General features: G+C 71.7%; 21 protein-coding genes. 12 read left to right on the top strand and 9 right to left on the bottom strand.

Annotated elements, in window-relative coordinates; genetic code table 11:
- Window positions 1–713, top strand: a 713-nt coding sequence (locus tag AOM02_RS14415) for a lytic transglycosylase domain-containing protein (protein ID WP_169746572.1), incomplete at its 5' end; no start/stop codon positions are given.
- Window positions 714–811: 98 nt separating this feature from the next.
- Complete coding sequence (gene pknB / locus AOM02_RS14410) at window positions 812–2770, top strand: Stk1 family PASTA domain-containing Ser/Thr kinase (RefSeq protein WP_169746571.1); 1959 nt, start codon at window positions 812–814, stop codon at window positions 2768–2770.
- Between the two features lie 81 nt (window positions 2771–2851).
- Here pknB and AOM02_RS00185 read toward each other — a convergent pair whose 3' ends face one another.
- The 4 genes from AOM02_RS00185 to AOM02_RS00170 form a co-directional block, all read right to left on the bottom strand.
- Window positions 2852–4234, bottom strand: coding sequence for a class II 3-deoxy-7-phosphoheptulonate synthase (locus AOM02_RS00185; protein ID WP_062295406.1), 1383 nt, complete (start codon window positions 4232–4234; stop codon window positions 2852–2854).
- A gap of 4 nt (window positions 4235–4238) precedes the next feature.
- A complete protein-coding gene (locus AOM02_RS00180; RefSeq protein WP_062295404.1) occupies window positions 4239–5438 on the bottom strand; it encodes a pyrophosphate--fructose-6-phosphate 1-phosphotransferase in 1200 nt (399 codons plus the stop codon).
- A gap of 82 nt (window positions 5439–5520) precedes the next feature.
- Window positions 5521–6231: a lysophospholipid acyltransferase family protein gene (locus tag AOM02_RS00175; protein ID WP_062295402.1), complete on the bottom strand. Its 711-nt coding sequence runs from the start codon at window positions 6229–6231 to the stop codon at window positions 5521–5523.
- Window positions 6232–6237: 6 nt separating this feature from the next.
- A complete protein-coding gene (locus AOM02_RS00170) occupies window positions 6238–7200 on the bottom strand; it encodes an ROK family glucokinase (RefSeq protein WP_062295399.1) in 963 nt (320 codons plus the stop codon).
- A gap of 86 nt (window positions 7201–7286) precedes the next feature.
- Between AOM02_RS00170 and AOM02_RS00165 the strand changes: the two genes are divergently transcribed.
- From AOM02_RS00165 to AOM02_RS00155, 3 genes are all read left to right on the top strand, one after another.
- Window positions 7287–9080, top strand: coding sequence for an AMP-dependent synthetase/ligase (locus AOM02_RS00165; RefSeq protein ID WP_062295397.1), 1794 nt, complete (start codon window positions 7287–7289; stop codon window positions 9078–9080).
- Between the two features lie 124 nt (window positions 9081–9204).
- A complete protein-coding gene (locus AOM02_RS00160) occupies window positions 9205–9480 on the top strand; it encodes a hypothetical protein (protein WP_062295395.1) in 276 nt (91 codons plus the stop codon).
- A 224-nt stretch (window positions 9481–9704) separates the two neighbouring features.
- Window positions 9705–11150 (top strand): FAD-binding oxidoreductase, encoded by a 1446-nt coding sequence (locus tag AOM02_RS00155; RefSeq protein ID WP_062295393.1) that lies wholly within the window; start codon window positions 9705–9707, stop codon window positions 11148–11150.
- A 63-nt stretch (window positions 11151–11213) separates the two neighbouring features.
- On the opposite strand, the gene AOM02_RS00150 is transcribed toward AOM02_RS00155, so the two are convergent.
- The gene (locus AOM02_RS00150) at window positions 11214–11414 is read right to left on the bottom strand and encodes a hypothetical protein (RefSeq protein WP_062295391.1); all 201 of its coding nucleotides are present in this window, start codon (window positions 11412–11414) and stop codon (window positions 11214–11216) included.
- 173 nt (window positions 11415–11587) lie between these two features.
- On the opposite strand from AOM02_RS00150, the gene AOM02_RS00145 reads away from it, so the two are divergent.
- Window positions 11588–13315, top strand: coding sequence for a DEDD exonuclease domain-containing protein (locus tag AOM02_RS00145; protein WP_062295389.1), 1728 nt, complete (start codon window positions 11588–11590; stop codon window positions 13313–13315).
- 31 nt (window positions 13316–13346) lie between these two features.
- Here the strand turns inward: AOM02_RS00145 and trpD are convergent, their stop codons facing one another.
- Together trpD and AOM02_RS00135 are read right to left on the bottom strand one after the other, a co-directional pair.
- On the bottom strand, window positions 13347–14387 hold the full coding sequence (trpD, locus tag AOM02_RS00140; protein ID WP_062295387.1) for an anthranilate phosphoribosyltransferase: 1041 nt from the start codon (window positions 14385–14387) through the stop codon (window positions 13347–13349).
- An 11-nt stretch (window positions 14388–14398) separates the two neighbouring features.
- Complete coding sequence (locus AOM02_RS00135; RefSeq protein ID WP_062296186.1) at window positions 14399–14821, bottom strand: response regulator; 423 nt, start codon at window positions 14819–14821, stop codon at window positions 14399–14401.
- Between the two features lie 144 nt (window positions 14822–14965).
- On the opposite strand from AOM02_RS00135, the gene ctaE reads away from it, so the two are divergent.
- The 6 genes from ctaE (at window position 14966) to AOM02_RS00105 (ending at window position 20770) form a co-directional block, all read left to right on the top strand.
- On the top strand, window positions 14966–15595 hold the full coding sequence (gene ctaE / locus AOM02_RS00130) for an aa3-type cytochrome oxidase subunit III (RefSeq protein ID WP_062295385.1): 630 nt from the start codon (window positions 14966–14968) through the stop codon (window positions 15593–15595).
- 12 nt (window positions 15596–15607) lie between these two features.
- A complete protein-coding gene (gene qcrC, locus AOM02_RS00125; RefSeq protein WP_062295383.1) occupies window positions 15608–16393 on the top strand; it encodes a cytochrome bc1 complex diheme cytochrome c subunit in 786 nt (261 codons plus the stop codon).
- Entirely contained in the window at window positions 16390–17475 is a 1086-nt protein-coding gene (qcrA, locus tag AOM02_RS00120) for a cytochrome bc1 complex Rieske iron-sulfur subunit (protein WP_062295381.1), read from the top strand. The genes qcrC and qcrA overlap by 4 nt, the downstream gene beginning before the upstream one ends.
- Window positions 17475–19100 (top strand): cytochrome bc1 complex cytochrome b subunit, encoded by a 1626-nt coding sequence (gene qcrB / locus AOM02_RS00115; RefSeq protein WP_062295379.1) that lies wholly within the window; start codon window positions 17475–17477, stop codon window positions 19098–19100. The genes qcrA and qcrB overlap by 1 nt, the downstream gene beginning before the upstream one ends.
- 224 nt (window positions 19101–19324) lie before the next feature.
- Window positions 19325–19945: a superoxide dismutase gene (locus tag AOM02_RS00110; RefSeq protein ID WP_062295377.1), complete on the top strand. Its 621-nt coding sequence runs from the start codon at window positions 19325–19327 to the stop codon at window positions 19943–19945.
- A 105-nt stretch (window positions 19946–20050) separates the two neighbouring features.
- Window positions 20051–20770 carry a potassium channel family protein gene (locus AOM02_RS00105; protein ID WP_062295375.1) on the top strand — a complete coding sequence of 240 codons (720 nt, stop codon included), beginning with the start codon at window positions 20051–20053 and terminating at the stop codon, window positions 20768–20770.
- Between the two features lie 9 nt (window positions 20771–20779).
- Here the strand turns inward: AOM02_RS00105 and AOM02_RS00100 are convergent, their stop codons facing one another.
- Window positions 20780–23185, bottom strand: coding sequence for an ATP-binding cassette domain-containing protein (locus AOM02_RS00100; protein ID WP_174442414.1), 2406 nt, complete (start codon window positions 23183–23185; stop codon window positions 20780–20782).
- A gap of 194 nt (window positions 23186–23379) precedes the next feature.
- Window positions 23380–23820 carry a putative endonuclease domain-containing protein gene (locus AOM02_RS14405; RefSeq protein ID WP_169746570.1) on the bottom strand — a complete coding sequence of 147 codons (441 nt, stop codon included), beginning with the start codon at window positions 23818–23820 and terminating at the stop codon, window positions 23380–23382.
- Window positions 23821–24094 lie beyond the last annotated feature (274 nt).

Raw genomic sequence — 24094 nt, 5'->3', positions numbered from 1 at the left:
TCACCATCCCCGGAGCCGCCACCACGGTCGTCAAGAAGACGACCACCACCAAGAAGACCACCACCGGTCACTACACCGTGAAGGCCGGCGACACGCTGTCCGCGATCGCGCAGCGTCATGGCACCACCGTCGCCGCCCTCGCCCGCACCAACAACCTCGCGAACGCCTCCACGATCTTCGTGGGCCAGCGCCTCACGGTGCCCGGCGCGACGGGGCAGGCCACCGGCCTGGTGGGCGACACCTTCGCGGGCCGCACCTACGCGCGCGACATCGTCGACGCCGCGAACCGCAACAAGGCGACGCTGCTGGCCCGCTCCGTGCCGTCGCGCGACGCGATGCAGGCGCTCGTGATCCGCACCGCCCGCAAGTACGGCGTGGACCCCGCGCTCGCGCAGGCCGTCTCATACCAGGAGTCCGGCTTCGACATGCGCGCCGTGTCCCCCGCGAACGCGGTCGGCGTCATGCAGGTGATCCCCACCTCGGGCGACTGGGCCTCCGACATGGCCGGGCGCCGCCTCGACCTGCTCGACCCCGAGGACAACGTCACCGCCGGGATCCTGATCCTCCGCTACCTCACGCGCAGCTTCTCCAAGGTGGACGATGCGATCGCCGGGTACTACCAGGGCGCGGCCGCCGTGCGCGACCACGGCTACCACTCGGACACCGTCGGCTACGTGGCGAGCGTGAAGGCCCTGATGGCGCGCTTCAGGTGACCCGGCCGCCCGGCGCGGTGCCGCATCGTCCCCCGCCGGTGCGGCGCGCCGCCCGGGCGCTGCGGGACCTCACAGACTCGCCGCCTAGAATGATCACCGTGTCCGACACCCTCACCGACCCGCTCCTCGGCCGCGTCATCGACGGCCGCTACGAGGTGCGCGAGCGCATCGCGGCGGGCGGCATGGCGACGGTGTACCTCGCCTTCGACCGCCGTCTCGAGAGGGATGTCGCGCTCAAGGTGATGCACCCGCACCTCGAGGTGGACCCCAACTCGCGGGAGTTCGTCGCGCGGTTCCGCCGCGAGGCCAAGGCCGCCGCGCGGCTCACCCACCCCGGCGTGGTGCGGGTCTACGACCAGGGCGTCGACCAGGACGTCTCGTACCTCACGATGGAGTTCGTCGACGGTGTGAACCTGCGCGAGCGGCTCGAGCTCGACGGCCCGATGTCGCTGCGCGAGGCGCTCACGACCCTCGAGCAGGTCCTCGACGCGCTCGCCTCCGCGCACCGCCAGGGCCTGGTCCACCAGGACGTCAAGCCGGAGAACGTGCTCATCGACGCCGACGGCCGCCCCCGGGTCGCCGACTTCGGCCTCGCGCGCGCCGTCACCGAGGTGACGTCCAGCACCTCCGGCACCATCCTCGGCACGGTCGCCTACCTGGGCCCCGAGCTCATCACGAGCGGCGTGTCCGACGCGCGCACCGACGTCTACGCCTCCGGCGTCCTCCTCTACGAGATGGTGACCGGGCGCCAGCCGCACACCGGCACCACCGCGATCCAGGTCGCGACCAAGCACGTGCACGAGGACGTGCCCGCGCCGTCGAGCGTGGTCGCGTGGCTCCCGCCGGAGATCGACGAGCTGGTCGAGTCGCTCACCTCGCGCGAGCCGGACGCCCGCCCGCAGGACGCGGGCGCGGCGCTGCAGCAGGTGCGCCGGACCCTGGCGATGCTCGACGACCTCACGCTCTCCCGGCGCGCGGACCCGCCGTCGGGCTCGACCGCGACCCTGCACGACTCCGACGCGACCGCGGTGCTCGCGGCGCCGGCGGCCGGCTCGACCGTCGCGCTGCCGATCGGCCTGGGGCACCCGTTCCCCGCGGTGGGCGCGGAGCTCGAGGCGTTGCCCGACGACGACCCCGAGGCCAAGGAGCCGGCCCGCACGGACCGCCGCGCCGGCTGGTGGATCGCCGCGATCCTCGTCGCTGTCCTCGTCCTCGGCGGCGGCGGCTTCTGGTGGTACAACTCCATCGGCCCGGGCGCCTACACGACCGTGCCGTCCGTCGTCGACGAGACCGAGGCCAACGCCACGACCATCCTCGAGGGCGCCGGGCTCACGCCCGACGTCACCCGCGTGTTCGACGACGAGGTCGCCGAGGGCATCGTCATCGCGACGGACCCCAACGCGCAGGCGCGCATCCTCGAGGGCGGCACGGTCGGCATCACCGTGTCCAAGGGCCCCCGCATGACGGACGTGCCCAAGCTCGTCGGGCGCTCGCAGGACGCCGCCGAGGAGCGCCTCGCCGAGCTCGAGCTGCCGCTCGGGGACGTCACCACGAAGTACTCCGACACCGTGCCCGAGGGCCAGGTCATGTCGATGTCGCCCAAGGCCGGCCAGACCGTGCGCCACGACACCCCGGTCGCGCTCGTCGTCTCGGCGGGCCCCGAGCCCATCGAGTTCCCCGCCGTCACGGGGATGAGCGAGGACGAGGCCGTCGCGCTCCTCCAGGACGAGTACGGGCTCAACGTGGGCGTCGAGCACACGCGCACCACGGAGGCACCCGAGGGCGAGGTCTTCCAGCAGAGCCCCGAGGCCGGGGCCGCCGGACACCGCCTCGACTCGATCACCATCACGGTCTCCGACGGCCCGCCGCTCGTGACCGTCGGCGACTACGTCGGCATGGACGTCAAGGACGCCGAGAAGGCCGCCAAGGACGACAACCTCAAGGTCAGCCTGTACCCGAAGTGGCCGTGGAGCTCGAAGGGCTCCATCGTCGACCAGTCGCTCGTGCCGGGCGCCGAGGTCGAGCAGGACACCTCGCTGGTCCTCGTCTACAACTGATCCCCCGCATCGTCCCTCCGCCGGGATGCGGAACGCCCCGCCCCGGCGGACCGGGACGGGGCGTCGTGGACGATGCGCGGGCTACGCGAGCTCGTCGGCGTCCTGGGGCTTGCGCGCGTTGTGACGCGCGAGCAGGTCGGCCACGAGGAACGCCATCTCCAGCGACTGCTGGTGGTTGAGGCGCGGGTCGACCTTGGTCTCGTAGCGCCGGGCCAGGCCCTCGTCGTCGATCTTCTCGGTGCCGCCGAGGACCTCGGTGACGTCGTCGCCGGTGAGCTCCACGTGCAGGCCGCCGGGGACGGTGCCCAGCGCCTCGTGCACCTCGAAGAAGCCGGTGACCTCGTCGAGGATCGTGTCGAACTTGCGGGTCTTGTAGCCCGAGTCCGACGTGAACGTGTTGCCGTGCATGGGGTCGGTGAGCCACGTGACCGTGACGCCCGAGTCCCGCACGCCCTCGACGATCCCGGGCAGCGCGTCGCGCACCTTGTCCGCGCCCATGCGGGCCACGAACGTGAGGCGCCCGGCGACGTTGTCCGGGTTGAGGCGCTCGGCGAGCGCGACCGCGTCCGCCGCCGTGGCGGTCGGGCCGAGCTTCACCGCGAGCGGGTTGTGCACCTTGGACAGGAACTCGACGTGCGCGCCGTCGAGCTGACGCGTGCGCTCGCCGATCCACAGGAAGTGGGCCGAGCAGTCGTACGCGAGGCCCGAGCGCGAGTCGATGCGCGTGAGCGCACGCTCGTAGTCGAGCAGCAGCGCCTCGTGGCTCGAGAACAGCTCGACCGTCTTGAGCGCCTCGAAGTCGCCGCCCGCGGCCGCCATGAAGCGCACCGCACGGTCGATCTCCGAGGCGAACTGCTCGTACTTCGCGTACGCCGGGTTCGCGGAGAAGCCCTTGTTCCACTGGTGGACGCGGCGCAGGTCCGCGAAACCGCCCTGGGTGAACGCCCGGATCAGGTTCAGGGTCGAGGCGGACACGTGGTACGCGTCGACGAGACGCTGCGGGTCGGGGATCCGCTCCTCGGCCGTGAAGCCGGAGGAGTTGACGATGTCGCCGCGGTACACGGGCAGCGTCACGCCGTCACGGGTCTCCGTGTCCGACGAGCGCGGCTTCGCGTACTGGCCCGCCATGCGGCCGATCTTCACGACCGGCGTCGAGGCGCCGTACGTGAGGATGACGGCCATCTGGAGGATGGTCTTGATCTTGTTGCGGATGCGGTCCGCGGTGGCCTCCGCGAAGATCTCCGCGCAGTCACCGCCCTGGAGGACGAACGCCTCGCCGCGCGACGCGGCGGCGAGCTGCGCGCGCAGCCCGTCCGCCTCGCCGGCGAACACCAGAGGGGGGACCTGCGTGAGACGGTCGGTCGCGCGTCGCAGCGCAGCGGCATCGGGCCACTGCGGCTGCTGCCTCGCCTCCTTGGAGAGGTACGAGTCGACGCCCGCCGCCGCCAGGGCAGCCTCAGTCATGTGGTTACGCCTGTCCGATCGCCTCGAGGGTCTCGACGTACCACGGGGTGGAGGTGTCGAAGGGCTTGTGACCAGCGATGCGCGGGAACGGGATCGCCTTGAGGCGGTCGCCATCCTCCTCGTCGTGGCCGATCACGCCGGGCTCGCCGCGCAGGGCGCACTCGACCGCGTAGTCGGTCATCGACTTGATGAGGCGCAGGTCCTCGGCGTTGGCGGCCGCGGCACGCGAGAAGTAGCCCGACTTCTGGACCATGACCTTCTCCGCGCCCAGCTTCTCCGCGAACTGCTTCGCGAACCACTGGCCGGGGTTGATCTCGTCGAGGCGGACGTGGCCGAACGGGTCGCGCTTGACCTCCTGGCCCGAGGCCTCCATCTCCGCGATGATCTCGGGCACGCCGGCGCCCTCCGACAGGAAGATGTTGACGTTGCCGACCTCGTCCATCACGGCGCGCAGGCGCGCGGCCTCGGCGTCGAGGTCGATCTTCGACTCCGGCACGTAGACGGCGTGGATGTCCCAGCGCTCCTTGGTGAGGCCGATGCCCGGCAGGAACGTGCGGGTCTCGAGGTCCTGGCGGTACTTCATCGCGGCGGCGGCGGTGAGCCAGCCGCAGGCACGGCCCATGACCTCGTGCACGATCAGCATGCGCGGGCCCGAGCGGTGCTCGCCGATGATGTTGCGGCCGAACTTCGCGGCCTCCTCGGCGGCCGTCCAGGCGCCGAGCGACTGGCGGATCGGCACCACGTCGTTGTCGATCGTCTTGGGCAGGCCCACGACGGTCAGGCCGTAGTCGTTCTCCGCGAGGTACGCGGCGAGGTCGGCGGCGGTCGTGTTTGTGTCGTCGCCGCCGATGGTGTGGAGGACGTCGACGCCGTCGGCCTTGAGCTGCTCCGCGGCGACCGCGAGCGGGTCCTCACCCTCCTGGACGAGGCCGCGCTTCACGCAGTCGGCCACGTTGGTGAGCTTGACGCGCGAGTTGCCGATGGGCGAGCCGCCGAACTCGTGCAGCAGGCCGGCGTGCTTGCGCACCTCGTCGTCGATCACGATCTTCTTGCCGAGCAGCAGGCCCCAGTAGCCGTGCTCATAGGCGATGATCTCCACCTCGGGGGCGATCTCGGTGTAGCGCTCGATCAGGCCTCCCACCGCGGAGGAGAGGCAGGGGGCGAACCCACCGGCGGTCAGGAGTGCAACGCGGCGAACCGACATGACGGACCTTTCGTCTTGAGACTTGCGGAATTCGTGGTCATTCTAGGCGCGCGCCGATGCGCGCGGCACCGGGACGGGAGGCCTACGCCCCCGCCTCCGGGTCCTGCTTCGCGAGCTCGCGCTTGACCAGGGCGGCGTCGCGATCGACGTACTCCTGGCCGGACAGCTCGGCGATCGCGGCCATGATGCGGTCGGTCGCCTCGCGCAGCGCGGTGCGGTCGTCCTGGCGGCCGGCGAACTCGGTCAGGTCGATCGGCGCGCCGATCCTCACGCCGATGGGGTGACGCTTGGGCACCTTCTGGCCGATGGGCTGGGCGATGTTCGTGTCGATCATCGCGACCGGGATCACGGGCGCGCCGGACTCGATCGCGAGGCGCGCCACGCCGGTCTTGCCCCGGTACAGGCGGCCGTCGGGGCTGCGGGTGCCCTCGGGGTAGATGCCGAGAAGCTCGCCGCCCTGCACCACCTGGAGGCCGGTGCGCAGCGCCGCCTCGGAGGCGCGGCCTCCCCCGCGGTGCACGGGGATGGTGCCGACGCCCTCCATGAAGGCCTTGGTCGCGTAGCCCTTGGGGCCCTTGCCGGTGAAGTACTCCTCCTTGCCGAGGAACACCACCTTGCGCGAGATCACGACGGGCAGGAACACCGAGTCGGAGAAGGACAGGTGGTTGGACGCGAGGATCGCGCCACCGGTCTCGGGGATGTGCTCCTCGCCCTCCACGGAGGGCTTGTACACGCCCTTGAGCGCGGGCCCGAGGAGCACGTGCTTGAAGAGACGGTAGTAGGTATCGCTCATGGTGTCCTAGCGGTTCGCGGCGGCGATTCGGGCCAGGTCGGCGGCGCCGACGATGCCCGCGTCGTTGCCCATCTGCGCCGGCACGATGGGGACGATGGGGCGGTGGCCGCGCGCGGGGAGGTTGTCCTCGAACGCGGCGCGGGCCGGGTGGAGCAGCAGGTCGCCGGCCGCGACGACGCCGCCGCCGATGACGAAGAGCTCGGGGTCGAGCGCGGCGGCGAGCGACGCGGAGCCCTCGCCGATCCAGCGGCCCAGCTCGGCGAGCAGCTCGATGCCGAGCTCGTCGCCCTCCATGGCGGCCTCGGTGACCTGCGGGCCGTGGATGTCGATCGCGCTGCCGCCGGCGAGCTCGAGCAGGCGCGCGGCGCGCACCGGGCGCTCGAGCGCGGCGCGACGCGCCTCGCGGGTGAGCGCCGAGCCGGAGGCGTACTGCTCCCAGCAGCCGCGCAGACCGCAGCCGCAGGGGTGCCCGCCGGGCACCACGCGGAGGTGGCCGAGCTCGGCCGCGAAGCCGTACGCGCCGCGGACCAGCTTGCCGTCCACGACCAGCGCGGCGCCGAGGCCCGTGCCGATGGTGAGCAGCGCCATGTGCGCGACGTCGCGCGCCGCGCCGAAGGCGAACTCGGCCCAGCCGGCGGCGTTCGCATCGTTCTCCACGACGACCGCGACGTCGTCGCGGCCGAGCAGGCGGCGCACGTTCTCCGCGAGCGGGTAGTCACGCCACGCGATGTTCGGGGCGAAGAGCACGTGCTCCTGGTCCGACGAGACGAAGCCCGCGGCCGCGAGGCCCACCGAGTGGAACTCGTGGTCCGCCGCGAGCTCGGCCACCGCATCGGCGATCGCGGCATCGATGCTCGCGGGATCCTGCGGCTGCGTCTTGCGCTTCGTCTTGGCGATGATGGCGCCGTCCTCGTCGACCACACCGACGGCGATCTTGGTGCCGCCGATGTCTACGCCGATTGCATGCATGCTTCGTTGCCCTTCGAGGTGTCACTGGGGTCTGCGTCAAGGCTATCGTCTGTGACGTCCCCCCTACTGCCACGGGAGTCCCAACGATGAGCCAGCCCGACCGCGCCGACTACGCGCCCAACATCGTCGCCCTGATCTCGGCGGGCTGGCGCGAGCGCGCCGACCGCGTCGTCATGCGCTACGCGGACGCCGACGACCGCTGGATCGACGTCACCGGCGCGGAGGCGCAGGCGATGGTGACCGCGACCGCCAAGGGCCTCATCGCGCGCGGCATCGAGCCGGGCCAGAGCGTCGGCATCATGGCGCGGACCCGCATCGAGTGGTCCATCCTCGACGTCGCCATCTGGACCGCGGGCGCGCTGCCCGTGCCGATCTACGACACGTCGTCCGCGTCGCAGATCGACTGGATCACGTCGGACGCCGACATCGCCGTGCTGGTCGTCGAGACCGAGGCGCACGCGGAGCTCGCGCGCCAGGTGGCGCAGGACCCCGAGAGCCCGCTGCGCGAGGTCCTCGTCATCGACGACGGCTGCATGGACGAGCTGAGGGCCGCCGGCGCGGGGATCCCGGACTCCGTCGTCGAGGAACGCTCGGCGCTCGCGACGCTCGACTCCCCCGCCACGATCGTCTACACCTCCGGCACCACGGGCCGTCCCAAGGGCGCGGTGCTCACGCACCTCAACTTCGTGCGCCACACGTACGGGATCCAGCAGGAGCTCGACGACGTGCTGCTCTTCGACGGCGCGAGCACCGTCCTGTTCCTCACGCTGGCGCACTCGCTGGCCCGCCTGGTCGAGGTGGTGCTGCTCGCGTCGGGCACCGTGATCGGCTACTGCCCCGACTCGCGCAAGCTCGTGCCCTACTTCGCGAGCTTCCAGCCCACGCTGATCCTCGCGGTGCCGCGCGTGTTCGAGAAGGTCTACAACTCGGCCGAGCAGAAGGCCGCGGCCGGCGGCAAGGTGAGGATCTTCCGCTGGGCGGCCAAGCAGTCGATCGACTACTCGCGCGCGCTCGCCACGCCGGCCGGTCCGTCCTTCGCCCTCAAGGCGCGCCACGCGGTCGCCGACCGCCTGGTGCTGTCCAAGATCCGAGAGGTGCTGGGCGGACGCGCGCGCCACGCGATCTCGGGATCCGCTCCGCTCGGCGAGCGCCTCGGGCACTTCTACAACGGCCTCGGGCTCCAGGTGCTCGAGGGGTACGGCCTCACCGAGGTCACCGCCGCGTCGCACGTCAACCGGACGCGGCTGTCGAAGATCGGCTCCGTCGGGCCGGCCCTGCCCGGCTTCGAGGTCGAGATCGCCGACGACGGCGAGATCCTCATGCGCGGCGACATGCTCTTCTCCGGCTACCACCGCAACGCCGAGGCCACGGCGCAGGCGATGGAGGGCGGCTGGTTCCACACGGGCGACATCGGCCGCGTCGACGACGAGGGCTACCTCTTCATCACCGGGCGCAAGAAGGAGATCATCGTCACCGCGGGCGGCAAGAACGTCGCCCCCGCCGTCCTCGAGGACCGGCTCCGCGGCTACGCGCTCGTCAGCCAGTGCGTGGTTGTCGGCGACGGCAGGCCCTTCATCGGCGCGCTGCTCACGCTCGACGCCGAGGCGCTGCCCGGCTGGCTCAAGGCGCACGGCCGCCCGGAGCTGACCGTCGCCGAGGCCGCCGCCGACCCCGTGGTGCTCGAGCACCTCGAGAAGGCCGTCACCAGGGCGAACGGTGCGGTCTCGCGCGCCGAGTCGATCCGCAAGTGGGAGATCCTGCCCGACGACTTCACCGTCGACAACGGCTACCTGACCCCGTCGCTCAAGCTCAAGCGCGCGCAGGTGCTGCGCGACTTCGCGGAGGACATCGAGGCGCTCTACGCGCCCGCGCCGCGCTGACGTCACGAGGTGCCGGATGCCCCGCGCGCTGGGGACACCATCGCGGGTGGCACCACAACTCGGGGCTGGCGGGGACGATGCGGGGGCTCGCAGCCTGGAGGCACCACCTACCCCGGAGGTCACCATGACCGCCACCACCCTCGCGAGCATCCACGCCGGCCCGAGCATCCACCGCACCCTCGTGCGGGTCCCGGCACCGGTGGGCGCCCGCTTCCCCCGCCGCCACCAGCCGACGGCGACCGCCGAGCGCGTCACCCGGACGCGCGCGGTCCCCGCCCACCCCGTGGGCGCCCGCTTCCCGCACCTCACCGCGGCCGAGCGGTCCGAGATCGCCCTCGTGGAGGTGCCCTACGCGGGCACCTCACGCCCCGCGATCGGCGCCCGGTTCCCCCGGCGCTGAGGGCCATCCGCCCGCCGCACCACGCCCGACGCCCGTCGCGACCCCGGTCACGGCGGGCGTCGTCGCGTCCCCGCGCCTCCCGTGCCAGGGGCTTCGCACGGCACGCCATGCCGGATGCCCCTCGCGCGGGGGGCACCCGACCGGGTGGCACCACAACTCGGGGCTGGTCGGACAAAACGGACAGGAACAGCATGGTGGCGAATCCATCCCCGGAGGAACCCACCATGTCCCTGTCCACCGCTGCGCTCGACGCCACACCGGCCGCCCGCACCACCGTCTCCAACCCGCACCGCACCACCCTGACCGGCACCGCGCTCGACGCCGGCCTCGACGACCTCGCCGCCCTCCTCGACGGCGACGTCGTCCGTCCCTCCGACCCCGACTGGGACGCCGCCCGCGCCGCGTGGCAGCTGGGCGTCGACCAGCGGCCCGTCGCCGTCGTCCTCGCCCGCTCCGAGGCGGACGTCTCCCGCACGCTGCGACTCGCGGCGCGCATGGACCTCCGCGTCGCACCTCAGGGCACCGGCCATGGCGCGATCGCGCTCGGCGACGTCTCCGGCGCGATCCTGCTCCGCACCGCGGCCCTGTCGTACGTCGTGATCGACCCCGAGCAGCGCACCGCGACCGTCGGCGCCGGCGCGACGTGGGGCGACGTGCTCGACGCCTCGGCCCCGCACGGGCTCGCCGGGCTGTCCGGCTCCTCGCGCACCGTCGGCGTCGTCGGCTACTGCCTCGGCGGCGGCATCGGCTGGCTCGGCCGGCTTCACGGCCTCGGCGCCGGATCGATCGTGTCCGCGCGCGTCGCCCTGCCCGGCGGCGCGGTGCTCATCGCCTCGCCCTCGGAGCACGCCGACCTCTGGTGGGCGCTGCGCGGAGGCGGCGGCGCGGGCGTCGTGACCGAGCTCACGGTGCGCCTGTTCGACGTGCCGCGCCTCACCGCGGGCAGCCTGTGGTGGCCGCGCGAGCGCGCCCGCGAGGTGCTCACGACCTGGGCCCGCATGCTCCCGGCGCTGCCCCGCGAGATCACCTCCACCGCGCGCGTGCTCCGCTTCCCGGACCTCGAGGAGCTGCCCGAGCCCATCCGCGGCGGCTCGTTCGTGCTGGTGCAGGCCGCCGTCGTCGGCTCGGCCGAGCTGGCGGACCGCATGCTCGCGCCGCTGCGCGCCCTCGAGCCGCTCATGGACGACGTAGGCCCGGCGCCGCTCGAGGCGCTCGGCCACCTCGCGATGGACCCGCCCGACCCGTCGGAGGGCGCCGCCGAGGGCGTGGTGCTGTCGTCGCTCGACGAGGACGCCATCGACGCATGGCTGTCCGCGATCGACAGCCCCGAGTGCGCCGGCGTGGTCGCCGCCGACCTCCGTCACCTCGGCGGGGCGCTCGCCCTGGGCGAGGGGCACGATGCGGCGCTCACCGGCCTCGACGGCGTCGTGGCGGCGGTCGCGATCGCCCCGGCCACCCCCGCGGCGACGCTCGACCAGGCCTCGGCGATGGTCGACCTCGCGCTCGCCGCGCTCGGCCCGTGGGTGGGCGAGCACCAGTACGCGAACTTCGTCGAGCGCCCCGTCGCGCAGCGCACGCTCGTGGGCGTCGCGGTCGACCGCCTCGACACCGTCCGGATGACGTACGACCCGGACGGCACCGTCCTCCGGCGCCACGGCGCCGGACGCTGACGGCCTACGCCGTCAGCCTCGGGGCGCGCCGGTGGACCCCCTCCCCCGGCGCGCTCCCGCGCGTCAGCTCGCGCGCGGCGGCCTCACGAGCCGCAGCGGTGGCACGAGGCCGCCGGCGGACAGCGCGTCGAGCGCGTTCGCCTGGTCGTCGTCGAGCTCGACGCGCGACCTGTCCGTCGGCCGCACCTCGATCGTCAGGAACGACACGACGCAGTCGCCGCAGCCCCGGCCGCGCATCTCGCACGAGTCGCAATCGATCAGCATCCCACTGCCCTCCCGTCACCGGTGTCCCGTGCATCTCCCGCACGTGCGCCGTGCTCCTCACGACGTCTCCCACGCTAGGGAGGGGGTCTGACATCGCAATGTGATGCCTGGTCAAGCACCGTTCCGGGGACAGCACGGCGTGGCTGTCGGAGGGCTGACGTACGGTCGTCCGCATGACCGGCCCCTCCTCCACAGTCGAGCAGCTCCTGCACCAGCAGCGCTCGTTCGAGGACGTGGGCGAGCCGCTGCACCGCACCACGTTCGTGGTGGTCGACCTCGAGACCACCGGGACGTCGCCCAGCACGGCGCGCATCACGGAGATCGGCGCCGTGAAGACCCGGGGCGGCGAGGTCGTCGGCGAGTTCCAGACCCTGGTGGACCCCGGCATGCCGATCCCCCCGATGATCGTCGCGCTCACCGGCATCACGGACGCGATGCTCGTCGCCGCGCCGCGGATCGAGACGGTGCTGCCCTCGTTCCTCGAGTTCCTCGGCGACGCGGTCCTCGTCGCGCACAACGCGCCGTTCGACACGGGCTTCCTGCGGGCCGCGTGCAAGGAGCACGGGTACCGCTGGCCCGGCAACCAGGTGGTCGACACCGTCACGCTCGCCCGCCGCGCCACCACCAAGGAGGAGGCGCCCAACAAGAAGCTGTCCACGCTCGCCCGCGTGTTCGGCACCGTGGTGGAGCCCAACCACCGCGCGCTCGAGGACGCGCGCGCCACCTCGGAGATCCTCCACAAGATGCTCGAGCGCATCGCGGCGTTCGGCATCACGCACCGCGAGGACCTCGACGCGCTGCGCAACCCGATGCCCGAGGCGATCCGCAAGAAGGCCTCGATGGCCGAGGGCGTGCCCGCCCGGCCCGGCGTCTACACGTTCCGCGGGCCGCGCGGCGAGCGCCTGTACGTGGGCACCTCCAAGAACCTGCGCGCGCGCGTGAAGTCGTACTTCACCACCGGGGAGCAGCGCCGCTCGATCCGCGAGATGCTCGAGCTCGCCGTCGGGGTCGACACCATCGTGTGCGCGACGGAGCTCGAGGCGAACGTCCGCGAGGTGCGCCTCATCGCCGAGCACCGGCCGCGCTACAACCGCCGCTCCGCGCGTCCAGAGCGCACCCCGTGGGTGCGGCTCACCGACGAGCGGTACCCGCGCCTCGTGGTCTCGAGGTCGGTCGCGGGACCCGAGGGCGCGCTCGGACCCATGCGGTCCGGTTCCGATGCCCGGCTCGCGATCGAGGTGCTGCAAGGCGCGCTCGGCGTGCGCACCTGCACCACACGGCTGCCCATCACGCCCCGCGCCAACGCTCGCGCGTGCCTACTCAAGGACCTCGGCGCCTGCGCGGCGCCATGCGTGCGCGGCGCGGAGTCGGGCTACGACGCCACCGCGGACGCCGCGCGCGACGCCCTCCTCGCGGACCCGTCGCCGGTCGTGGCCGCGCTGGAGCGCCAGATCACCGAGCGCGCCGAGGCGCTCGACTACGAGCGCGCGGCGGAGCTGCGCGACGGGGTCAGCGCGGTGATCGACGGCGCGATGCGGGCGCAGCGCCTCGCCTCGCTCGGCCGGTGCGCGATCGTCGCCGTCCGTCGCGTCGACGACGGCTGGGACGTGGCGGCCTTCCGCGCCGGCGCGATGGTCGGCACCGAGCGCGTGACCGAGGGCGTGTGGGACGCCGCGGACCGGCTCCGGGCGCGCACGGGCGACCTCGGCCTCGAGGAGGACGTGCTGATCGAGGAGCGCGAGCTCGTGTCGCGGTGGATCGAGACGCCGGGCACCCGGCTGCTGTACGTCGACGGCGAGTGGTCGAGCCCGGTCGCGGGGGCGGGACGCCACGCACGCTGGGTCGAGGCGCGGCGCGCCGACCGCGACGCGCGGCCGCTGGTCCGCGGCGCGCAGGGCTGAACGGCCGAGCCGCCTCTCGTCTCGCGGGGCCTCAGGCCTGGGTCGCGGCGACCCAGCGGTCGAGCAGGTCGGACGCGGCGCCCGTGTCGATCGCGCGCGCGGCATGCTCGATGCCCGCCTCGAAGCGCTCGACCAACGTCCCGCTCGCGGTTCCGGGCAGCGTCGCGTCCGCGACGAGGCCCGCGGCGGCGTTCAGCACCACGGTGTCGCGCACGGGGCCGGTGGCGCCGGCGAGGATGTCCCGGACCACCGCCGCGTTCTCCTCCGCCTCGCCTCCGCGCAGGTCCTCGAGCACGATGCGGTCGAGGCCGAGGTCGCCCACCGGGTCGAGACGCAGCTCGGTCACTCCCCCGCCGCGCACCTCCCATACGGTGGCCGCGCCGGTGGGCGCGAGCTCGTCGAGGCCGTCGTCGCCGTGGAAGACCAGCGCCTCGCGGCCCTGCGACGCGATCACGCCCGCGAGCACCGGCGACACGCGCAGCGACGAGGAGCCGATCGCGGTCGCCTGCGGCTGCGCGGGGTTGGTGAGCGGGCCGAGGATGTTGAAGGTCGTCGGGATGCCCAGCTCCTTGCGGATCGGCATCGCGAAGCGCATCGACGGGTGGAACACCTGCGCGAAGCAGAACGTGATGCCCACCTCGGTCGCGAGCTCCTTGACGCGCTCGACGGGCAGGTCGAGGCGCACGCCCAGCGCGCCGAGCACGTCGGCGGAGCCGGACTTCGAGGTCGCGGCGCGGTTGCCGTGCTTCACCACGGTCGGGCCCGCGCCCGCGATGACGATCGACGCCATCGTCGAGATGTTGACGGTGTGGGCGCCGTCGCCGCCCGTGCCGACGATGTCGACGGTGCGGCCCGGCACCTCGAAGCGGATGGCGTGCTCGAGCATCGCGGCGGCGAGGCCGGCGACCTCCGCGGGCGTCTCCCGCTTCACGCGCAGGGCGGCGAGGAACGCACCCATCGCGACGGGCGACGCGGAATCGGTCAGGACCGAGTCCATGACCGCCGCCGTCTCCTCCGAGGTGAGGTCCTCATGCTCGACGAGGCGCGCGAGCAGGTCCTGGAGCGTCGCCATCGTCGCGGGCCTCAGGCGGTCGCGGGCGCGAAGAACGAGTCGACCGCGTCGCGCACGACGAACGGGTCGAGCGGGTGGGACACCGCCGCATCGGCCTCGGACCACGTGGCGAGCCAGGCGTCGCCGGGGCGGCCGACGAGCAGCAGGATCGGCGGGCACACGTACAGCTCGTGCCGCATCTGCCGCGCCACGGCCATGCCGCCCACCTTCGCGGTCTCGCCGTCGAGGATGACGAGGTCGAACGCGTGGCGGTCGAGCTGCTCGGTGACGGCGGCGTGCGTCGCGGTCTCGGTCCACTCGATGGGACGGCCGTGGGTGGTCGGCCCGACCGCGAAGCGCACCTTCTCGCGCACGTTGCGATCGTCGCTGTACAGGAGGATGCGAGCCTTGCGGACGTCCACGTCCCCGGACTCGTGCTTGACCACGTCGCTCATGGCGCCCATTCTGGCACGACACCTGGGGCGCTCCGCCCCGCCGCGCGTCCGATCGGACATCTCGGACGCGGCATCGGGAACACGCCACCGCTCCCGGCCGTTGGATGGTGAGTCCCGGGTGCTCCGTACGCTTTAATGGGACCTATGTCCCACGCCACGACTGCGCCGTCGCCCATCCACGCGACCCGGCCCAATCAGGTAGCCGTCGGCACCATCGTGTGGCTGAGCTCCGAGCTGATGTTCTTCGCGGGTCTTTTCGCGATGTACTTCACGCTGCGCGCTCAGGTTCCCGAGGTCTGGGCCGACAAGACCGAGCTGCTGAACATCCCCTTCGCCCTCGCCAACACCACCGTCCTGGTGCTGTCCTCCTTCACCGCCCAGGCGGGCGTGTGGGCAGCCGAGCGCTACCAGCGCCGACGCACCGGGAAGCTGTACCAGTTCAAGGGCTGGGGCATGCACGAGTGGTTCGTGCTCACCTACATCATGGGCTCGGTGTTCATCGCCGGCCAGGTGTACGAGTACGCGGCGCTCATCTCGGAGGGCCTGACGATCTCGTCGAGCCCGTACGGCTCCGTCTTCTACCTGACCACCGGCTTCCACGGCCTGCACGTGCTCGGCGGGCTCATCGCCATGCTGTTCGTGCTCGCGCGCTCGTTCGCCGCGAAGAAGTTCGGCACGCACGAGGCCACGACCACGATCGTCGTCTCGTACTACTGGCACTTCGTCGACGTGGTGTGGATCGCGCTGTTCGCCGTGATCTACCTGATCCAGTAAGGGCTGATCATCGTGAACGCACTCGCACGTCACCGCTACCACCGCGCGGCGCCGGTCGTCCTCGTCCTGCTGCTGCTTGCGCTCATCGCCGGCATCGCCGCCGCCGTCTCCACCGCATCGTCCGCCGAGGCCACCACGGCCACCGCCGACGACGTAACGGAGGGCCAGAAGCTCTTCGCCGCCAACTGCGCCTCGTGCCACGGCCTCGACGCCCAGGGCACCGACGGCGTCGCGCCGTCGCTCGTCGGCGTGGGCGCCGCGGCCGTCGACTTCCAGGTCGGCACCGGCCGCATGCCGATGCAGGCCTCGGGCCCGCAGGCGATCGCCAAGCGTCCCCAGTTCTCCGAGGAGGAGATCTCCCAGCTCGCCGCGTACGTGGCCTCGCTGGGCGCCGGTCCCGCCATCCCCACCGCCGAGCAGGTCGACCCCGCGCTGGGCGACGCCGCGAACGGCATGGAGCTGTTCCGCACGAACTGCGCCATGTGCCACGGCTCGGTCGGCGGCGGCGGCGCCCTGACGCAGGGCAAGTACGCCCCGAACCTGTGGGAGACCACCCCCACGCACATCTACGAGGCCATGCTCGTGGGTCCGCAGTCGATGCCGGTGTTCAACGACGCGAACATCGACCCCGAGGGCAAGCGCGACATCATCGCCTACCTCAAGGCCCAGGACGAGGGCTCGCCGGGCGGTCTCCGCCTCGGCAGCATCGGCCCCGTCGCCGAGGGCATGTGGGGGTGGCTCGTCGCCCTCGGACTCATCATCGCCAGCACCGTGTGGATCGGAGCCCGTTCTTCATGAGCACCACTGAGAACCCCACCGAGCACGGCCCGGAGGGTTCGGAGAAGCAGAACGGCTTCGAGAACCCCGGCCTGCCGTATCACCGTCCCCGCCGCGCGGACGTCGACCCCAAGGCCGACAAGAAGGCCGAGCGACAGACCGCGGCCCTCTTCGGCGTGTCCATCGTCGGCACGATCGTCGCCATCGGCTCCTACATGGCGCTCGACATGACCGACGAGATCGACTCGATCCGCTTCGTCAACATGGCGATCGGCATCGGCATCTTCCTCGCCATGATCGGCATCGGCCTCGGCGCGATCCACTGGGCCAAGACGCTCATGCGCGACCACGAGATGGTCGAGGAGCGCCACGCGCTCCGCTCGTCGGACGAGGCGCGCGAGGGCGCGATCCAGAACCTCAAGGACGGCGCCGAGGACTCGGGCCTGGGCGGCGTCAAGCGTCGTCCGGTGCTCATCGGCTCGATGCTGACCGCGCTGCTCGCCGCTCCCCTGGCCCTCCTGTGGCCGCAGATCGGCAACATGGGCGCGGACTGGAACATCTCGAACTTCGGCCACACGATGTGGCGCAAGGGCATGCGTCTGACGCGCGACCCCGACGGCACCCCGATCAAGGCGTCGGACGTCACCATCGGCTCCGCGTTCCACGTGATCCCCGAGGGCCTCAACGAGCTCGAGCACCACAAGATCGAGGAGAAGGCCAAGGCCGTCGTCCTCCTGCTCCGTCTCGACCCGCGCGACCTCAACCTCCAGCCGGGCCGCGAGGACTGGTCGTTCGACGGCATCATCGCCTTCTCGAAGATCTGCACCCACGTCGGCTGCCCGGTGGCGCTGTACGAGCAGCAGACCCACCACCTGCTGTGCCCGTGCCACCAGTCGACGTTCGACGTCGCCAACGGCGCGAAGGTGGTCTTCGGCCCCGCGAAGCGTCCGCTCCCGCAGCTGCCGATCGCGGTCGACGACGAGGGCTACATCGTGGCCCAGTCCGACTTCCACGAGCCCATCGGCCCGTCCTACTGGACGCGCCTCCATGACACGTCCGACGGCCTGCACGCCGACGACGACACCGAGGGGAGCAGCCACTGATGGGCGCACGTCTCGACTCCGCCGCCGCCGGCACCGCGAACTACATTGACGAGCGCACCTCGATCGGCGGGTTCGTCAAGTTCTTCGCGCGCAAGCTCTTCCCCGACCACTGGTCGTTCATGCTGGGCGAGATCGCGCTGTACTCGTTCATCGTGCTGCTGCTGTCGGGCGTGTTCCTCACGGCCTTCTTCGTGCCGTCGATGACCATCGTCGAGTACGACGGCCCGCTCGCGACCATGCAGGGCGTGGAGATGTCGGAGGCGTTCGCCTCGACGCTGCACATGTCCTTCGAGGTCCCCGGCGGCCTCCTCATGCGCCAGATCCACCACTGGGCCGCGCTGCTGTTCACGGCGGCGATCGTCACCCACATGGCGCGCGTGTTCTTCACCGGCGCGTTCCGCAAGCCGCGCGAGCTCAACTGGCTCGTCGGCTTCACCCTGATGATCCTGTCGCTCGCGGCCGGCTTCTCGGGCTACTCGCTCCCCGACGACGTGCTCTCCGGCAACGGCCTGCGCATCATCGAGGGCGTGACCCGCTCGATCCCGATCGTCGGCGAGTACATCTCGTACTGGATCTTCGGCGGCGAGTTCCCCGGTGAGATCCTCATCCCCCGCCTCTTCACCATGCACATCCTGCTGGTGCCGGGCCTGATCCTCGTGCTGATCGCGCTGCACCTGTTCCTGGTGTTCCTGCACAAGCACACCCAGTACCCGGGCGGCGGCCGCACCCACAAGAACGTCGTGGGCCTCCCCCTCTTCCCGGTGTACACCGCGAAGGCCGGCGGCTTCTTCTTCGTCGTCTTCGGCATCGTCGCCCTCGTCGCGGCCATCTTCACCATCAACCCGGTGTGGAACTACGGCCCGTACGACCCGTCGCCGGTGTCCGCGGGCACCCAGCCCGACTGGTACATCCTGTTCGTCGACGGCGCGCTGCGCCTGATGCCGGGCTGGCTGTTCGACGTCATCCCGATGGAGTGGGAGATCTGGGGCTACACGCTCTCGTGGAACCTCCTGGTCCCGGCGCTGATCCTGCCCGGCCTGTTCTTCGGCTTCCTCGCGCTGTACCCGTGGATCGAGGCGTGGGCCACGGGCGACCGCGGCGAGAAGCACGTGCTCGACCGTCCGCGCAACGCCCCGGTCCGCACCGGCATCGGCGTCGCCCTCATCACGTTCTACGTGGTGCTGGTGATGGAGGGCTCGAACGACATCATCGCGAACCTCTTCCACCTGTCGCTCAACGACCTCACCTACTTCTTCCGGATCGGCATCTTCGTCCTGCCGGCCCTCGCGTTCTGGATCACCCGTCGCATCTGCTTCGGCCTCCAGCGCAAGGACCGCGAGCTGGTGCTGCACGGCAAGGAGACCGGCCGCATCGTCCGTCACGAGCACGGCGAGTACGTCGAGGTCCACGAGCCGCTCACCGACGAGGAGCGCTGGGTGCTCATCCAGCACGACGACATCGCGCCGCTCGAGATCGAGCCGGAGTTCAACGACCGCGGCGTGCGCCGCAAGGGCTACCGGTGGGACCGCTTCAAGCAGTGGCTGTCGCGGATCTACTTCGAGAAGCGCATCTCCCCCGTCACGGCGGAGGAGCTCGCGGAGGCCCAGGAGCACGGCCACCACTAGCAGCATCGTCCAGGAGGGGCGTCGGGCATCGGCCCGGCGCCCCTTCGGCGTTCCCGGGGACGATGCGCCGGAGCCCGGTCGCACGGTGCCGGAATTCCCTGGCACGAGGGCGGGTTGTCACGGGTGTCCCACCTCGCTCCGACCGGCGGCGATCGCTAGGCTCGGAGCGTTCCCGGAAACCCGGCCGCGCCGCATCGGCGCCGCGGCCCGACCTTGGAGGAAGAATGGCCGACTACACGCTGCCGGACCTCACGTACGACTACGGCGCCCTCGACCCGCACATCGCCGGCGAGATCATGGAGCTGCACCACAGCAAGCACCACGCCGCGTACGTGGCCGGCGCGAACACCGCCCTCGAGAAGATGGCCGGCGCCCGCGAGAGCGGCGACTTCGGCGCCATCGCGGGTCTCGAGAAGGCCCTCGCCTTCAACCTCGGCGGTCACACCAACCACTCGGTGTTCTGGACCAACATGTCCCCGGACGGCGGCGACAAGCCCGACGGCGAGCTCGCGGCCGCGATCGACGAGCACTTCGGCTCGTTCGACGGCTTCCGCGCGCACTTCACCAACAACGCCATGACCATCATGGGCTCCGGCTGGTCGATCCTCGCGTGGGACACCATCGGCAAGAAGCTCATCATCGTCCAGCTCTACGACCAGCAGGGCAACGTGCCGGTGGGCCTCATCCCGCTGCTCATGCTCGACATGTGGGAGCACGCGTTCTACCTGCAGTACAAGAACGTCAAGGCGGACTACGTCAACGCGTGGTGGAACGTCGTCGACTGGGACAACGTCCAGCAGCGCTTCATCACCGCGACCGCGACCCAGGGCCTCATCGTCGCCTAGGCACCCGCGCATCGTCCTCAGGGGCGGTCTCCCTCCGGGGAGGCCGCCCCTGTCGCGTGCCGGGTCCTCCTGCGCCGGGACCAGGCGCGACGCTACGGTGGAGGCATGGCGAACGACGGCCCCAGCCCCGCGACGAGCGCGTCCGAGGCCGCGCGCGACCGGCCCATGCTGTGGTTCCTGCTGGCGACCCTCGTGGTCCTCCAGTTCGGCTACCCGATCACGTACGAGGGGCGCGGGTGGACCACCGTGTACCTGCTCGTGTACATCGGCGTGGTCGCGTTCAGCATCCACTCCGCCAACCGGGACCGTCGCCGTCGCTGGCCGTTGTTCGTGGCCTCGATCGTGCTCGTCGGCACCGCGACGTGGTTCTCCGTGCAGCAGGACGATGCGCAGGCGACCGCCGCGATGCTCGCGGGCGTGGGCCTGCTGCAGCTCGCGCTCGTGGTGAACCTCGTGGGATCGCTCGTCCACCCGCCCGACCGTGCCCGCACCGTCGACCTGCTGCTCCTCGCCGTGTGCGCCTACCTGCTGCTCGGCGGCGTGTTCGGGGCGGTGTCCGGGCTGCTCGAGCACACGAGCCCCGGGAGCTTCCTCGATCCGAACGCCGCCGGCAGCACCCTCACGTGGCAGGGCCTGCTGTACGGCAGCTACGTCACGCTGGCGACGCTCGGGTTCGGCGACATCGTGCCCATCGCGCCATGGGCCCGCGCCCTGTGGTCCTTCGAGGCCGTGCTCGGCACGCTGTTCGTCGCGGTCGTGATCGCGCGGCTGGTGGGCGTGGCGGGCTTCGCCGCGCGCGACACGCGCGACCGCCCCGCAGCCTGACGCGCGGGCCTACTCCCCCACGTACGCCGCGAGGTGCTCACCCGTGAGGGTCGAGCGCGCCGCCACCAGATCCGCCGGCGTGCCCTCGAAGACGACCGTGCCGCCGTCGTGTCCTGCCCCCGGGCCGAGGTCGATGACCCAGTCCGCGTGCGCCATGACCGCCTGATGGTGCTCGATGACGATCACCGTCTTGCCCGCGTCCACCAGCCGGTCGAGCAGGGCGAGGAGCTGGGCGACGTCGGCGAGGTGGAGGCCTGTCGTGGGCTCGTCGAGCACGTACACGCCGCCCTTGTCGCCCATGTGGGTCGCGAGCTTGAGGCGCTGGCGCTCGCCGCCCGACAGGGTCGTGAGGGGCTGGCCCAGCGCCAGGTAGCCGAGCCCGACGTCCACCAGGTGGCCCACCATCTTCGCCGCCGCGGGGTTCTTGGCGTCGCCCTGGGAGAAGAAGTCGTGCGCATCGGCGACGGGCATCTCGAGCACGTCCGCGATGGACCGGCCCGCGAGGAGCAGCTCGAGCACCTCGTCGTTGAACCGGCGGCCCTCGCAGGCCTCGCACACGCTCGCGACGGTCTCCATCACGCCGAGCTCGGTGTAGATCATCCCCGCGCCCTTGCACACGGGGCATGCGCCCTCGGAGTTCGCGCTGAACAGCGCGGGCTTGACGCCGTTGGCCTTGGCGAAGGCCTTGCGGATGGGCTCGAGCGCGCCGGTGTAGGTGGCGGGGTTGGAGCGCCGGGAGCCCTTGATCGGCCGCTGGTCGACGGTGATGACGCCCGCGTCCGCGGGTATCGCGCCGTGGATGAGGGAGCTCTTGCCCGAGCCCGCCACGCCCGTCACCACCGTGAGCACCCCGAGAGGCACGTCCACGTCGACGTCGCGCAGGTTGTTCGCGGCCGCGCCACGGATCTCGATCGCACCCTTCGCCGGCCGCACATCGTCCTTGAGCGTCGCGCGGTAGCCCAGGTGGCGCCCCGTCAGCGTCTCCGACCCTCGCAGGCCCTCCACCGAGCCCTCGAAGCAGATCTCGCCGCCCGCGGTGCCGGCGCCCGGCCCCAGGTCGACCACGTGGTCGGCGATCACGATGGTCTCGGGCTTGTGCTCGACCACGAGCACGGTGTTGCCCTTGTCGCGCAGCCGCTCGAGCAGGCGGTTCATGCGCGCGATGTCGTGGGGGTGCAGGCCGACCGTCGGCTCGTCGAACACGTACGTGATGTCGGTGAGCGCCGAGCCGAGGTGGCGGATCATCTTGGTCCGCTGCGCCTCTCCCCCGGACAACGTGCCGGCCGCGCGGTCGAGCGACAGGTAGCCCAGCCCGATCTCCACGAACGAGTCGAGCGTGTCCCGCAGCGCGGCCAGGAGCGGCGCCACCGAGGGCTCGTCCAGCTCGCGCATCCAGTCCGCCAGGTCGGAGATCTGCATCGCCGCGAGGTCCGCGATCGAGGCGCCGCGGATCAGCGACGAGCGCGCGAGGGCGCTCAGGCGCGTGCCGTCGCAGTCGGGACACGTCGCGAAGGTGACGGCCCGGTCCACGAACGCACGGATGTGCGGCTGCATCGCGTCCGGGTCCTTCGACAGCATCGACTTCTGGATCTTGGGGATCAGCCCCTCGTAGGTCATGTTGATGTTGGCGACCTTGACCTTGGTGGGCTCCTTGTAGAGCAGGTCGTCGCGCTCGCGCTTCGAGTAATCGCGGATGGGCTTGTCCGCGTCGAGGAAGCCGGACTCCGTGTACATGCGCACGGCCCACCCGTCGGCCGTGAAACCGGGGATCGTGATCGCGCCCTCGGCCAGTGACCGCGACTCGTCGTAGATCTGCGTGAGGTCGAGCTCGCTGATCCGCCCGGTGCCCTCGCAGCGCACGCACATGCCGCCGGTGACCGAGTACTCGCGGTGCTCGCGCACCGTGCTGCCGTCCTTGCGCGTCACGGTCGCCGAGCCGGAGCCCGCCGACGTCGCCACGTTGAAGCTGAAGGCCTGCGGGGCGCCCACGTGGGGGTCGCCCAGGCGCGAGTAGAGGATGCGCAGCATCGCGTGCACGTCGGTCGCGGTGCCGACCGTGGAGCGAACGTTCGCGCCCATGGGCTCCTGGTCGACGATGATCGCGGTGGTGAGCCCCTCGAGCACGTCGACGTCGGGGCGTGACTGCGACGGCATGAAACCCTGGATGAACGAGCTGTAGGTCTCGTTGATCATGCGCCGCGACTCGGCCGCGATGGTCTCGAACACGAGCGAGCTCTTGCCCGACCCGGACACCCCGGTGAAGACGGTCAGCCGTCGCTTGGGCAGCTCGAGGCTCACGTCCTTGAGGTTGTTCTCCCGCGCGCCCTCGACCCGGATGAGGTCGTGGGCGTCGGCGGCATGGGCGGACTCGGTCATGGGGGCTCCCGACGCTGGGGACGATGCGACGGTGACCATTCTGCCGCGCGCGGCCGACAGCGTGGTCACGGCGTGGTGGACAGCCTGGCCGGCCTCTCCGCCGACACGCATGTCGGATCGATCGCGCAACGCACCTGCACGCGTGCCGGTTCCAGCCTTCCCGTCGGATCAACGGCGCGGCGATCCGGCGTGCGAGTTGTACCGCCAGCCGGTACCCGAACGGTTCGCCCGCATCACGCGATCGTTCGGCCCACTCGCCGGTGCGCGCCGAGGATGCCCCGCACGGCCGCTGCCACCTCACCGGGCCTGGCGGCCTCGACCTCGGCTGCCGTGAAGCGCGCCGCCAGGACGCCGCGCCTGAGGATCGCGCGGTCGCGGGTCCGGTCACGCGTGAACGCATCGTCGCCGTCGTGAGAGCTGCGCCCGTCGATCTCGAGGGCCAGTCTTCCCTCGACGACCAGGTCGACCCGGCCCACGCCGTCGACGTACACCTGCGGCACCACGCGCAGGCCCGACTCGACCAGATCGATGCGGGCCAGCGTCTCTTGAGCGGACTCCGCGCGCGCATCGGCGCGAGCCAGGAGCCAGTTCCGCCGCGCTCTCGCCGTCGCCATCCACCCGTCGAGATCGGCTCCTCGCACCAGTCCCCGACGCAATGCGGCGTCGAGCATCACGAGGTGCGCACGCGGACCGACGCACCTGCCCGCGTGATCGAGCGCGGCAGGCACGGACATCGGCGCGAGCGAGCTGCCGCACTCCTTCGCGAAGTGGAACCGGTGAGTCGCGGCACGCCCCGACGTGCGACCTCCCGGCTGGACCGCGAGGTGCACGACCCGCGTGCGCGGCATTACCGGCAACCCCGCCTCCGCGATGGCCGAGACACACGTGAGACGCGACCGGAGCCGCGCGGCCTCCAACCGCGGCTCCGACAGGGTCGGCAGCGCGATC

Source organism: Demequina maris (genome assembly GCF_000971155.1).
Classification (GTDB): Bacteria; Actinomycetota; Actinomycetes; order Actinomycetales; family Demequinaceae; genus Demequina; species Demequina maris.
Note: the sequence above shows the minus strand (reverse complement) of the source record. Positions and strands in the feature narration are given on the sequence as shown.

Excerpts from the sequence above, each read along its gene's own strand:
- qcrB (WP_062295379.1), top strand. The coding sequence starts at position 17,475 with ATGGGCGCACGTCTCGACTCCGCCGCCGCCGGCACCGCGAACTACATT.
- trpD (WP_062295387.1), bottom strand. The coding sequence starts at position 14,387 with ATGGCGACGCTCCAGGACCTGCTCGCGCGCCTCGTCGAGCATGAGGAC.
- AOM02_RS00160 (WP_062295395.1), top strand. The coding sequence starts at position 9,205 with ATGACCGCCACCACCCTCGCGAGCATCCACGCCGGCCCGAGCATCCAC.
- AOM02_RS00110 (WP_062295377.1), top strand. The coding sequence starts at position 19,325 with ATGGCCGACTACACGCTGCCGGACCTCACGTACGACTACGGCGCCCTC.
- AOM02_RS00185 (WP_062295406.1), bottom strand. The coding sequence starts at position 4,234 with ATGACTGAGGCTGCCCTGGCGGCGGCGGGCGTCGACTCGTACCTCTCC.
- AOM02_RS00105 (WP_062295375.1), top strand. The coding sequence starts at position 20,051 with ATGGCGAACGACGGCCCCAGCCCCGCGACGAGCGCGTCCGAGGCCGCG.
- AOM02_RS00170 (WP_062295399.1), bottom strand. The coding sequence starts at position 7,200 with ATGCATGCAATCGGCGTAGACATCGGCGGCACCAAGATCGCCGTCGGT.
- AOM02_RS00180 (WP_062295404.1), bottom strand. The coding sequence starts at position 5,438 with ATGTCGGTTCGCCGCGTTGCACTCCTGACCGCCGGTGGGTTCGCCCCC.
- AOM02_RS00145 (WP_062295389.1), top strand. The coding sequence starts at position 11,588 with ATGACCGGCCCCTCCTCCACAGTCGAGCAGCTCCTGCACCAGCAGCGC.
- AOM02_RS00150 (WP_062295391.1), bottom strand. The coding sequence starts at position 11,414 with ATGCTGATCGATTGCGACTCGTGCGAGATGCGCGGCCGGGGCTGCGGC.
- qcrA (WP_062295381.1), top strand. The coding sequence starts at position 16,390 with ATGAGCACCACTGAGAACCCCACCGAGCACGGCCCGGAGGGTTCGGAG.
- AOM02_RS00100 (WP_174442414.1), bottom strand. The coding sequence starts at position 23,185 with ATGGTCACCGTCGCATCGTCCCCAGCGTCGGGAGCCCCCATGACCGAG.
- AOM02_RS00135 (WP_062296186.1), bottom strand. The coding sequence starts at position 14,821 with ATGAGCGACGTGGTCAAGCACGAGTCCGGGGACGTGGACGTCCGCAAG.
- AOM02_RS00165 (WP_062295397.1), top strand. The coding sequence starts at position 7,287 with ATGAGCCAGCCCGACCGCGCCGACTACGCGCCCAACATCGTCGCCCTG.
- AOM02_RS00175 (WP_062295402.1), bottom strand. The coding sequence starts at position 6,231 with ATGAGCGATACCTACTACCGTCTCTTCAAGCACGTGCTCCTCGGGCCC.
- AOM02_RS00155 (WP_062295393.1), top strand. The coding sequence starts at position 9,705 with ATGTCCCTGTCCACCGCTGCGCTCGACGCCACACCGGCCGCCCGCACC.
- ctaE (WP_062295385.1), top strand. The coding sequence starts at position 14,966 with ATGTCCCACGCCACGACTGCGCCGTCGCCCATCCACGCGACCCGGCCC.